General features: G+C 42.9%; 12 protein-coding genes and 1 pseudogene. All 13 read left to right on the forward strand.

The annotated features are described in order from the left end of the window. The first annotated feature begins 71 nt into the window (after nt 1-71). Entirely contained in the window at nt 72-818 is a 747-nt protein-coding gene (gene fabG / locus JCM15548_RS10850) for a 3-oxoacyl-[acyl-carrier-protein] reductase (protein ID WP_062125208.1), read from the forward strand. A 246-nt stretch (nt 819-1064) separates the two neighbouring features. Further along, nucleotides 1065-2228, forward strand: coding sequence for an iron-containing alcohol dehydrogenase (locus tag JCM15548_RS10855; protein ID WP_062125210.1), 1164 nt, complete (start codon nt 1065-1067; stop codon nt 2226-2228). Between the two features lie 28 nt (nt 2229-2256). Then, on the forward strand, nt 2257-3315 hold the full coding sequence (locus JCM15548_RS10860) for a DUF6340 family protein (RefSeq protein ID WP_157482665.1): 1059 nt from the start codon (nt 2257-2259) through the stop codon (nt 3313-3315). After that, nucleotides 3260-4713: pseudogene (gene dacB / locus JCM15548_RS23855) on the forward strand (D-alanyl-D-alanine carboxypeptidase/D-alanyl-D-alanine endopeptidase). The gene JCM15548_RS10860 and the pseudogene dacB overlap by 56 nt, the downstream one beginning before the upstream one ends. 16 nt (nt 4714-4729) lie before the next feature. After that, on the forward strand, nt 4730-5512 hold the full coding sequence (locus tag JCM15548_RS10875) for an amidohydrolase (RefSeq protein ID WP_062125218.1): 783 nt from the start codon (nt 4730-4732) through the stop codon (nt 5510-5512). Nucleotides 5513-5920: 408 nt separating this feature from the next. Beyond that, nucleotides 5921-6196, forward strand: coding sequence for a hypothetical protein (locus JCM15548_RS10880; protein ID WP_062125234.1), 276 nt, complete (start codon nt 5921-5923; stop codon nt 6194-6196). 204 nt (nt 6197-6400) lie between these two features. After that, nucleotides 6401-6697, forward strand: coding sequence for a TonB family protein (locus JCM15548_RS10885; RefSeq protein WP_062125220.1), 297 nt, complete (start codon nt 6401-6403; stop codon nt 6695-6697). A 14-nt stretch (nt 6698-6711) separates the two neighbouring features. Beyond that, nucleotides 6712-7050, forward strand: coding sequence for a hypothetical protein (locus JCM15548_RS10890; RefSeq protein ID WP_157482667.1), 339 nt, complete (start codon nt 6712-6714; stop codon nt 7048-7050). A 468-nt stretch (nt 7051-7518) separates the two neighbouring features. Continuing rightward, a complete protein-coding gene (pta, locus tag JCM15548_RS10895) occupies nt 7519-8526 on the forward strand; it encodes a phosphate acetyltransferase (RefSeq protein WP_062125224.1) in 1008 nt (335 codons plus the stop codon). A gap of 46 nt (nt 8527-8572) precedes the next feature. Then, the gene (locus JCM15548_RS10900) at nt 8573-9529 is read left to right on the forward strand and encodes a 3-hydroxyacyl-CoA dehydrogenase family protein (protein ID WP_062125226.1); all 957 of its coding nucleotides are present in this window, start codon (nt 8573-8575) and stop codon (nt 9527-9529) included. Between the two features lie 52 nt (nt 9530-9581). Continuing rightward, entirely contained in the window at nt 9582-10799 is a 1218-nt protein-coding gene (locus JCM15548_RS10905; protein ID WP_062125228.1) for an acetate/propionate family kinase, read from the forward strand. Nucleotides 10800-10822: 23 nt separating this feature from the next. After that, nucleotides 10823-11749, forward strand: coding sequence for a bifunctional enoyl-CoA hydratase/phosphate acetyltransferase (locus tag JCM15548_RS10910; RefSeq protein ID WP_227625714.1), 927 nt, complete (start codon nt 10823-10825; stop codon nt 11747-11749). Between the two features lie 36 nt (nt 11750-11785). After that, a partial coding sequence (gene buk / locus JCM15548_RS10915; protein WP_062125230.1) for a butyrate kinase occupies nt 11786-12830 on the forward strand: 1045 nt, incomplete at its 3' end.

The following is a 12830-nucleotide window of genomic DNA, read 5'->3' on the forward strand; positions in this document are numbered from 1 at the left end:
CGGGCAGTTGGTCCGTATAACTACTTATGTGACGTTTGTAATTTCAATTAACACAACTTAATTGTATAGAGATGAAATTATTAGAAGGAAAAACAGCAATTATTACTGGCGCTGCCCGGGGTATTGGTAAAGCCATAGCCTTGCGTTTTGCTGCTGAAGGATGTAATGTGGCTTTCACCGACCTGGCCATTAATGAGGCAGCTCAGGAAACGGAAAAAGAAATTGCAGCGCTTGGGGTTAAAGTAAAAGGCTTCGCTTCAAATGCAGCTAATTTTGAAGAAACCCAGAAAGTGGTTGAAGAAATTGTTAAGGAGTTTGGCCGTGTGGATATCCTGGTTAACAATGCCGGAATTACTAAAGATACGCTTTTGATGCGCATGACGGAAGATCAGTGGGATGCTGTCATCAATGTGAACCTTAAATCTTGTTTCAACTTTACCAAAGCGGTTCAGAGTACTATGTTGAAACAGCGGTCCGGTTCCATTATCAATATGAGTTCTGTGGTTGGCGTTAGTGGTAACGCTGGTCAGTCGAACTACTCTGCTTCTAAGGCAGGCATGATCGGTTTCACCAAATCCATTGCCAAAGAACTGGGATCGCGTGGTATTCGTAGCAACGCCATTGCACCTGGTTTTATTATTACTGAGATGACTGGTGCCTTACCCGATGATGTAAAGAAGGCCTGGGAAGGACAAATCCCATTACGCCGTGGCGGAACACCTGAAGATGTAGCCAATACCTGCGTATATTTGGGTTCTGATTTGTCGTCCTATGTATCGGGACAGGTCATTCATGTTTGTGGTGGAATGAATATGTAATACCGCTTTTTACCGGATGGTTTAGCCCTCTGTTAAAAAGATTTGAAACTAAAAAAACGGGGATTGAATGAAAATTCAGTCCCCGTTTTTTGGGTAATTACTGAATCGGATGGTTGTCATTAAATAGCTGTTTAGTGGACTTAATAAAAACTTAAATACCCTTATGCGGTGGTTTCATTTCAAAATCTTTTGTACTTTTATTAATTATCAAAACGAAAATTGAATTGGTCACAAAAGCTGCGAAATATGAGAAATTTTAATTACGATATCCCTACAAAAATTTTGTTTGGAAAGAACAAGGTAGAGGAGATGATGCCTGAAATAAAGACGTTCGGCAGCCGCCTTTTGCTGGCTTATGGCGGAGGATCCATTAAGAAGAACGGGCTCTATGATACTTTAGTGACCTTGTTTAAAAAGAACGATATTTTTGTTGTCGAATTGAGCGGCATTCAGCCCAACCCACGCATTAGTTCTGTCAGAGAAGGTGTGAGGTTGTGCCGGGCGCATAAGATCGACTTGATTTTGGCCGTTGGTGGGGGCAGCGTTATAGATGCCTGTAAAGCCATTGCTGCGGGCGTGAATTATAAAGGAGATGCCTGGGATTTTATGATTGGTAAGGCCCAGGTTGAAAATCCGTTACCCATTGGTACGATATTGACTTTGGCGGCCACCGGATCAGAAATGAATGGCGGTGCAGTGATCAGTAACGATGAGACGCTGGATAAAAGGCCGATGGGACACCCTTCCTTGCGGCCTAAGTTCTCTGTCCTGGATCCGACCTATACATTTTCGGTCAATAAATGGCAAACGGGTGCTGGTGTAACGGACATAATGAGTCATATTTTTGAACTATATTATACAACCGATAAAGGCGTATTTGTGCCTGATGCTATGGCTGAAGCATTGATGAAAACCTGCCTGCAGTATGGCTTGGTGGCCATTGATGAGCCGGAAAACTACGAGGCCAGAGCCAATCTGATGTGGGCGGGCACTTTGGCCCTGAATGGCATGCTCAGTTTTGGTAAATTGCCGGGTGATTGGGCCACGCACATGATTGAACATGAGATCAGTGCCATCTACGACGTGACGCACGGTGCCGGATTGGCCATTATATTCCCGGTATGGATGGAGTATGTGCTGGACGCGGACAATGCCTGGCGTTTTGCGCAAATGGCGAGAAATGTGTGGGGGGTAAGTGAGAAGGATGACCTGACGGCTGCCCGGCAGGGTATTGAAGCCGTACGCGACTTTTTTAGTCGTTTGGGCATGCCTTCCCGACTAAGTGATTTGAACATAGATGGCACGCATATTGCTGTAATGGCTAAAAAAGCATGTGTTTACGGTGATTTGGGCAACATTAAAAAGCTTAAGATTGATGATGTTAGGTCGATTTTAGAGGGTGCCTTGTAAGGGAAGGAATTTTCAAAGCCATAGATTAATGAGAATAGTAAAAAAAATGAAATTCGGGTTTTTATTTACCCTGTCAACTATGTTTTTCGTATCGTGTGCATCCGTTTCCACCATTCCGATTGAGGTGATGCGCCCGGCCGATTATTCCGTTCCTCCGGATGTTTTGTCTGTAGTGGTGGTTGATTTTTCCTTTCCATATAGGGGAGACAGTACCCATGTACTCAGTCTGTCGCCACAAAAAACCACCGTTGTAGATACCATTTGGATAGATGATTTTGGGTTGAGAGTTGCAGAGTCGATGGCCGTTGAATTGGATAATCGGGCCTTCTTTGATTCCGTTTTTCTGCATCCTGTATCACTCAACAGGCCTCCGGCCGGGAGGCCGAATTTGCCCTTGTCGCCCTACCAGGTAGGAAGAATTCTGGAGGACTATAATGTTCAGGCTGTTATAGCCCTTGAATCTGTCGAATACCGCAGTCGCTTTAAAGTGGAAACCCTGGAAGGTTTTTATTATGCCAGCCTGGACGCTAACAGCAGACTCCTATGGAAGATATACGATGCCCAGGGCCAAACAATGGATGCTTATATACAGCAGGATTCTATATTTTGGGATAACAGTGATGCGATGTATTCAGGGGACTATTCCTCTATTCCGGGTATCAGATATGCCATGGAGTCTTTGGCTGATTTTATGGGAAAATATTATCCCGACAGAATCGCCCCTTACTGGGAATCTCAGAATAGATTTTATTATTCTACCGGACATCACCTGTTTTCGCGGGCCAAAGACCTTTTAAGAGCCAATAATTGGGACCATGCCGCCCGGGTGTGGTATTATGTCTTTGATGAGGGTAATAAGAAACAAAAGGCCATGGCTGCTTTTAACATTGCTTTGTCCTTTGAGGTCAGAGGTGATTTTAAAGAGGCTGTGGCCTGGGCTGAGATCAGCAAAAAACTTTTTGAAGAGATGAGTCCTGTCAGGGTTTCAACTCCGGATAAAGTCCGGACAACATTGTACACGGAAGAACTCAATGAACGAATCAGAGAAACACAAAAGTTGGAAGAGCAGGTCGGTGCCGGGTTATAGTGGTATTATAACCCAGCTCCTTATTTTTGTTCTGTATTTTAATGCTTCCCTGTTGGCTCAAACCATTAACGGAGGGGATGGTAGCCGTTATTCAGTGCAGGTTGAATCCCTAATCTCAGGAGAAATCATTGACAGAAAAAATGCCGATCTGTTAATGACTCCGGCCAGTACTTTGAAAGTGGCCAGCACGGCTTTGGCACTGGAGGTTTTAGGTGGCGATTATACCTTCACTACAGGTTTTTATATAGATGGCGTCATTGAAAATGGCACCTTAAAAGGTGATTTGCTAATTAAGGGAGGCGGAGATGGCACCTTAGGCTCCGCTCATTTTTCTTCAGGCTCCGCCAAACAAGTCATCGCTCACCTTCAGCAAAAGCTACATGGCGCCGGTATCATCCATATGGAAGGTTCCATTTGGATCGATTCATCTCTTTTCCCCGACCATCACTATCCTGCCGGGCGATTATGGAGGATATGGCGAATTACTATGGCGCTCCGCCGGCCGCTGTTACCTGGCGTGACAATACTTTTGAGTTGTTCTTGAAATCACCTGATCAAATAGGGTCTGTCTGTGAAGTTGTCCGAACGGATCCGGTTTTTTCCGATATTCGCTTCCAGAGTTCAGTAAAAGCAGCTGCCAGTCGAAAGGACAGTGCCTATATTTTTGGATATCCCGGAAGTACTGAATGGGAAGTTCGGGGAAGTATTCCTGCCAGTCAGTCATCCTTTCGAATAAAAGGTGCATTGCCCTTTCCTGGAATTCGCCTGGGAGAAGAAGTAGCCGCCCTGTTGTCTCCCGGAGGAAAAATAGATGTGAAGATTTCCAGTCGTCCATTCAATTATGACCGTCTGATAAAACTAACGGAAATAGAATCGCCACCTGTCAGAGAAATTATTCAGGTAGTTAATCAGAAAAGTCACAATTTGCTGGCCGATCATCTGTTTTTGGCTGCAGGCCGGACAGAAAATACTGCCTATTACTGGGATGTGTCCCGCCACCATTTTGAAAAGTTTTGGGAGGAGCGCCTTTCTTTGACGCCTGTTCGAATACTCGACGGCTCAGGTTTATCCCCTAAAAATCTTGTTTCTGCTGATTTTATGGTAGGCGTGTTGAAATTTATGTATCAATCGTCTAACTTTGATTTGTTCAGGTCATCTCTGGCTGTCGGTGGACAATCAGGAACACTTGTCCATATGTGGAAAGCGCCGGCACTGCAGGGGAAAGTTATGGCCAAGAGTGGTTATATGGAAGGTACACTGGGGTATTGTGGTTACATATACACCCAAAAGGGTGATTTTTTGGCCTTTTCAGTAATGGTCAACCAAATGACCAATGATCTGCCCATCGTTCGCCAGTCGATAGAATCCTATATTTCAGACTTAATTATACGCTATTAATTAAAGAAGAAAATCAATGCTTGACGAATTAAAACTTTCATTGGTACAGTTTGATATTGCCTGGGAAGACATGGAAGTGAATTTTCACAAGGTTTCAGAAATGCTTGAAAATGATCACTTTAATTCAGGCTTGATAATACTCCCCGAAATGTTTAATTCTGGTTTTACGATGCGTCCTGAGCGGATTGCTTCTGATGAGACCAATAGGAGAGTCATTAACTGGATGAAGGAGATGGCTCATAAGCATGAAGCTACCATCCTCGGAAGTATGGCCTATCATGAGGAAGGACGCTATTACAACCGTTTTTTAGCCGTTGAGCCGAACGGACACCTTACCTCATATAATAAGCGTCACTTGTTTCGGATGACGGGGGAACAAAATGTTTATGAAAAAGGGGAGGATCGCGTCATTATTCAGGTTGGAAAATGGCGGGTTGCGTTGTTTGTGTGTTATGACCTGAGATTTCCTGTTTGGTCGCGCAATCTCAAGGAATATGATATGGCTGTTTATGTGGCCAACTGGCCACATAAAAGAAGAGAGGTGTGGCAAACACTTTTGAAGGCCAGAGCCATTGAAAATCAATGTTACGTGGTGGGAGTTAATCGGGTAGGAAAGTCCCCCTCGGAGTACTATTCCGGCCAAACCATGTTGATCGACTACCAAGGAGCGGTTCTTAATGAAGCTGCTGATAATATAGAAGTTGTTGTGACAGGTATGGTCAACCTTAATGACCTCGAAGCGTTCAGAACCACCTTTCCTGCTTGGATGGATGCGGACCAGTTCAATTTTTTGCCCTAAGCCCTTGGATTACCTTCCAAAATGATAACATAATACGTGTTTAAAAGAAGGATGATTATGTAATATTCTGATTGTCTTTGCTTATAATACATCCATAAATATGACCTGTTTATCCCCCGAAACCCTGCGAATGTCAAAAAATAGGTTCAAACTGATTTATTTCAGACTAAGTGAAACTTATTGTTTATATATTTAAATGTAATATTTAAACAGAGTATAAATTGAGAAGTTGAATGGTAGGGTAGTTATTATATCTAACAGGTTGATTTTGTTAAAATAAACATTAGATATTACCTGTGAGCGTTTAAATTAAGCAAGGTATGTGACATAAGTCATTCATTGAATTCAAGAATTGTTTTGTTAATATTGCCCACGTAGTTATAGGTATCATTAATTATTATGAGAGGTATGAAGAATTACAGAGTTAGAGTAAGAGATGAGAAAGCGGTTTTTTTTGAAGAACTGATGCGGTATTTGGACTTTTGTGATTACGAGGGGGTAGAAGGATTTGCTGAACCACGTATTTATCCGGGGTTTGATTTTAAGGCAAAAGATACTGAGATCAAGGGTAATTCAAAAGGTAAATCTAAGGACAAGAAGCATATGGATACGGAGGGTAACCTTTCTAATTTACGGGAGGTTATGTCGCGTATTGATGCCTTAAGAGACAAAAACAGGAAGTAGCAGCTCCCATTCCGGAGAGAGAGTTTCTGATGAGACCAATGCACAACTTTTGAAAAGGATTTAGAAGAGAAAATACGGTTAATCACGGTGTTTTCTCTTCTTTTTTATTATAACCATGTTTTGTAAACCAGATTGGTATAAATATTGCTGAATTAGTTTTTGAAAGCACCCATAACTCTCGAAACAAACTTAATCTGGAACGTCATGAAAAAGCAAAGAGCAATTTTGTCTAAAGCAGGTAGACTTGGATTTTTTATCTTCGGTCTTCTGATAATTCTTCCTTTTACAAGCAAAGCTTCTGGTACAACGGATTCGGTATATACGGTGGTCGATCGGGCCCCGAAATTTAAAGGGCAGCCTTCACGGCTTCTGAAATTTGTTGAACAACATATGGTGTATCCGGATGAAGCCTGGCGAAAAGGAATTGAGGGCGTTGTCAATGTTTCTTACACAATTACAAAGGACGGGCAATTGATAGATGCCAAAGTGGAAAATGGGTAGATCCGTTATTAGACATGGAGGCATTAAGAGTCGTAGATTTAATGACGGAATGGAAACCTGCCCGTAAAAACGGAGAAGCCGTGCATTCAAGAGGTTCTGTTCCGGTTGTCTTTAGTTTAAGTGAGGAAGAAAAGGACTTTATTTCAACCATGCAACGAATGGGACTGGATGAAAAGCCTCCCTTATATATAATCGACAATAAAAAAGTGAGATCAAGGGTGCATTTACCCTCTTACAATATCAAATCTTTGAGGGTGCTCAAGGGGCAATCAGCCATTGACCAGTATGGGGAGGAAGGAAAAAATGGCGTGGTGGTTGTTACAACCAAGCGCGGAACCGCACCAGTCCGGTAGGGATTTTTATGATTATTTTGTTATTTTTCGGTTTTTAACGTAATATGCCGGTTTTCAAGCACCGGCATATCTTTTTATATGCCGGTGCTTTTAACGATAAGTTTTGGGAAATCAGAAATATGTATCTTTGTCTCAATTGATCTATGTGATCCTGTTTACCCCATTTTATGAAAGAAATAAATTGGGGCGTTTATTCCGGTTTTTTTAGCATTAAGCTGTCTATTTTGTTTAATTTTGCAAGCGTATTAACATCTGATATACTTGGTTTATCCATAATGGTAAATCATAATCAACCAGAAATAATAACCTGCCAAATAACAGGTTAAATTTGACTTTTGTGAACTACCTTTATTGAAAGTTATTATGTATATTTAAAATATATATGTTATCAAAGGTGTTTGTGCAAACGATTGTATTAAACATGGATTGAGATTTTTAGATTATTTGTATAATAGATAGATATTTATCATGGAGTTTATTGAAAAATTGAAGGAAAAGGCCAATCAAAGCAAACAAAGAATTGTTTTACCCGAAGGTCTGGAAGAGCGAACGCTGCAGGCTGCTGATGTCATCCTGGAAGAGGGTTTCGCAGAAATTATTCTCATTGGTAATGCCATAGCCATTCACGATGAAGCAGTGCGGCTAAAATTGCGACACATTGATAAGGCCGCCATCGTTGATCCGCTCAACCATGATAAAATCGACACTTATATTAATTTGCTGGTTGAACTGCGCAAGAACAAAGGATTAACAAAGGTACAAGCTGCTGAATTGGTTAAAGATCCTTTGTATTTGTCTGTGTTAATGATAAAAAACGGCGATGCCGATGGTGAGGTGGCAGGAGCGGATAACGCGACCGGCGATGTTTTACGCCCGGCCTTTCAAATAGTTAAAACCATCCCTGGTATCAGCGTGGTTTCCGGTGCTTTTATTATGGTGCTTAAAGATAAAGAGTTTGGTGAGGACGGCATTCTTGTTTTTGCTGATTGTGCGGTACACCCTGATCCGGATGCCGGCCAATTGGCTGATATTGCTATTGCCTCCTCAATGACGGCCCGTTCTATAGCCGGTATTGAACCACGGATAGCCATGCTTAGTTTTTCCACAAAAGGAAGTGCCAAACATGCCATGGTTGACAAAGTGGTGGAAGCAACCGAAAAAGCCAGGAGTTTGCAACCTGATATTCAAATTGACGGGGAATTGCAGGTGGATGCTGCACTGATTGCTGCTATTGGACAAAAGAAAGCGCCTGGCAGTAAAATCGCGGGAAATGCCAATGTTTTGGTCTTTCCGGATTTGCAGTCGGGAAACATTGCCTACAAGCTGGTCCAGCGTTTGGCGCATGCCGAAGCCATTGGTCCGGTTCTGCAAGGCATGGCTGCCCCAATAAATGATTTATCCAGAGGCTGTTCGGTGAGCGATATTGTTAATTTAGTGGCTATTACTGCCAATCAGGCGGCCGGCAAATCGAAATAATAAAGTGTTTTAGAACTGTAATTATCATAACATCATATAAAAAGTAATGGCTGAAATTGTTGTTGAACCTATTGAAAAATACGCACTTAAAAAGAAAAAGCGTGTCAAAACACTTTTTTCCCGAATAGGTGTCGTCGGATGTGGAAAAGAAGGGCAGAGTATTGCCCGAATTGCTGCCTGGCATGGAATTGAGGTGGTGTTTATTGAGTTAAGCCTCGATAAAATTGAAACCGCCATGTACGGTATTGGTCGAGAACTGGATCACCGCATCGAAAACTGGGGCTTAACCCTCAGTGAGAAAAAAGCCATATTGGGTCGCATTAAGGGGTCTTTAGATTATAAGGACCTGGCCGATTGTGATTTTGTAATAGAGGCCATTCGCTCCGACGAAAAAACCGGAGAACGAAGTATTGACATCAGAAAAGAGGTATTCCGGAGTATTGAAGCGGTGGTTGATCGTGATACAATTATTGCCACCAATGCCACCACCATTGTTATTTCTGAGTTGGCATCTGAACTGGTCTACCGCGATCGTTGTGTTAGCCTGCACTTCTTTGTCACTTCTGCGGAAGCAAGAATTATAGAGGTTGTCAAGGGCCTCTACACCACAGAGGACGTATATTCAAAGGTTTGCACCTTTGTAAAGCTCATTAACCGGGATGTAATTCCCGTAGAAGAATCCGCCGGTCTAGTAAGTGTTCGCTTGTACGTCTCATTGTTGAATGAGGCATGTGAAGCCCTCATGGAAGGAATTGCCACCATGGAAGATATTGATAAGACCATGGTGGTTGGATTGGGAATGCGTTTTGGGCCTTTTCATACAGCGGATATAATTGGTCTCAATAAGGTCGTCAAATGGATGGACAACCTTTTTGATGAATTTGGTGAAGCTAAGTACAAGCCATCTCCTTTGATTAAGCGAATGGTAAGAGCTAAACGTCTTGGAGTACCAACCGGTGAAGGATTCTTTAAATACGATGCGGATGGCCGTAAGATTAGCTGAATGGAAAAAACAGGCGTGCAATTAATACAACTGAAAGACAAATAATAATCAAATGAAGATATTAGTACTGAACTGCGGAAGTTCATCCATTAAATACCAGCTTTTCAAAATGGATGTGGATGGTTGGGATGTAATGGCAAAAGGCGGGGTTGAAAAAATCGGCCTCAAAGGATCTTTTCTGAAACACGAGAAGGAAAATGGTGAAAAGGTATTGCTGGAAGGTGAAATTCTTGACCACGAAACAGGTATCGATTATATTCTTGGCATAATGACCAGTGATCGTCATGGTTGCATAAAAGAAATGGAAGAGATAGATGCAGTGGGGCACCGGGTGGTGCATGGTGGTGAAACATTTAATTCAAGCGTGTTCATTACCGATAAGGTCATCAGTAAAATGGAAGATTGTATTGATCTGGCTCCATTACATAATCCGCCCAATTTGAAAGGAATAAAAGCGATGTCATCGCTTTTACCTCATGTTCCACAGGTGGGTGTTTTTGATACTGCCTATCACCAAACCATGCCTAAGCATGCGTATATGTATGCCATACCCAATTCTTTATATAAAAAGTATGGTGTTCGTCGCTACGGTTTTCATGGAACCAGTCACCGGTACGTCAGTAAGCGGGCTTGTGAAATTCTTGGGGTCGATTATAAAACGCAGCGTATTATTTCCTGTCACCTGGGTAACGGTGCATCTATTGCTGCCATTAAAAATGGAGAATCTGTCGATACCTCCATGGGATTTACTCCTTTGGAAGGATTAATGATGGGGACACGGGCCGGTGATTTGGATGTTGGTGCTGTTACCTACATTATGGAAAAGGAATTGATTGGTACGCAATCGGCCAGTATTCTTTTTAACAAGCACAGCGGTATGTTGGGAGTTACCGGGATTTCTTCGGACATGCGTGAAATTGAAGACGCCATGAACAATGGAGATGACAATGCCAGGTTGGGTATGGAAATGTATAGCTACCGCATTAAAAAATACATTGGTGGTTATGTCGCAGCTATGGGGGGTGTCGATACGGTTATTTTTACCGGTGGTATTGGAGAAAACGGTGATTTAACGCGTGAAGGTGCATGTGAAGGACTGGAATTCATGGGTATTGAATTGGATAAAGCCAAAAATGCCGGACTTCGAAGTAAGGAAATGGACATTAGTGTGGAGGGGTCAAAGGTGCGTATTATGGTGGTTCCTACCAATGAGGAATTGGTCATTGCACAGGATACCAAAGAAATTGTTGAGGACCTCGTTCGTAAATAACGGATCATTGAACACCAATCGTTATGACCATGGCAACCAAGTCGGATCACCCCGGGTATAAAAGGTTAAAAGAACTACAGGCGCTGATTGATCCTAAAAGACCAAGAAAGCGCCTGGCCTTGGCTGTGTCGCAAGATGTATTCTCACTGGATGCTGTTTTTAAGGCCTATAAGGAGGGTGTTATTGACCCGATTTTAATAGGGTCGGAACAACAGACTATGGCGATAGCCAAAGAGCAAGGGTATAATTTTTATGGGGTAAGTATTATTGATGAGCCCAATCCGGAAAAATGTGTTGAAATAGCAGTTCGCATGGTTCATGAGGGACGGGCAGATATCCTTATGAAAGGAAAAGTATCCACCCCTGTTTTGTTGAAGGGGGTTCTGAACCGTGATTGGGGATTACGCACAGGACGGCTTTTGTCGCATTTTTCCTTTTTTGAGGTGGAGACTTATCATAAACTCATTGGGGTTACGGATGTGGCCATGAATATAGCCCCCAACCTGACCGATAAAATTGCCATTGTCAACAATTCGGTGCAGTATTTGAACAAATTGGGCATTGCCCGGCCAAAAATTGCTGTTTTGGGCGCCATTGAAATGGTGAATGAAAACATGCAGGCCACCCTGGATGCTGCGCTTTTAAGTAAAATGAATCAGCGGGATCAAATAAAAAATTGTTTGATTGACGGACCCTTGGCTTTTGATAACGCCATTAGCTATGAGAGCGCTCAACACAAGGGTATTATAAGTGAAGTCGCTGGTGATACCGACATCTTGCTCATGCCCGATATCGAAGTGGGCAATGTTTTGTATAAGAGTCTGGTATGGTTTGCCAAAGCCAAAGTCGCTTCCCTTGTTCTGGGTGCATCTGCACCTATTGTGCTCACTTCCCGTTCTGATTCTGAAGAAAGTAAGTTTGATAGCATTCTTTTAGCAGCACTTGGTTAGTGCTGCTTTTTTTTTTCTTGTATTATCCTTTTTATTATGCATAAAATTCTGGTTATCAATCCGGGTTCTACCTCCACAAAAATTGCTGTTTTTGAGGAAGAAAAATCGATTCTGCTTAAAACCCTGAGACATTCTGCCGAGAAGATGTCCGGCTTTTCTGACATTGCTTCTCAATATGCTTTTCGAAAGCAAGTCATCTTAAATGAACTTGAAATATCCGACATTGATGTTTCAGAACTTTCAGCGGTGGTTGGACGAGGTGGACTGGTTCATCCCATTGAGTCGGGTGTTTATGAGGTTAATGAAGCATTAAAGCACGATTTGAGGGTTGGGGTGATGGGGCAACATGCCAGCAATTTAGGTGGATTAATTGCCGATGATATTGCGGGTGGCCTTCCTGACTGCAGGGCATTTATTGCCGACCCTGTGGTCGTGGATGAACTTGAGGATGTCGCCCGAATTACCGGACATCCCCTGATGCCCCGCCAGTCGAAATTCCATGCCCTTAACCAGAAAGCGGTAGGAAGAAAATTTGCCCATCATGCAGAGAAAAGATATGAGGATATCAATCTGATAGTGGCCCATTTAGGCGGAGGTATTTCCGTAGGGGCACATCTTAAAGGACGAATTGTTGATGTCAATAATGCGCTCGACGGATTTGGCCCCTTTTCGCCTGAGCGGGCCGGTACGGTTCCTGCCGGAAGATTAATCGATATATGTTTTAGCGGAAAATATACGCAGGAAGAGATACGCGCCATGATCACGGGTAAAGGCGGTTTGATGGCTCATTTAGGCACCAATCAGGCGCATGTAGCCGCCCAATGGGCCAATGAGGGCAATGAGCATGCCCAACTCATTTTGCATGCCATGGCGTATCAGGTAGGAAAAGCCATTGGTGGTGCTCACGTTGTGTTGAAAGGCAAGGTGGATGGCATTATCCTGACAGGGGGCATGGCCCACAATAAAGTAGTTGTTGGTTATATTCGTCAATACATCGACTTTCTGGGGAAAATAACCATTTATCCCGGTGAAGATGAAATGGAAGCCTTGGCCATGAATGCGCTGATGGTTTTGAGGGGGG

Source organism: Geofilum rubicundum JCM 15548, assembly GCF_000974365.1.
Taxonomy (GTDB): Bacteria; Bacteroidota; Bacteroidia; order Bacteroidales; family Marinilabiliaceae; genus Geofilum; species Geofilum rubicundum.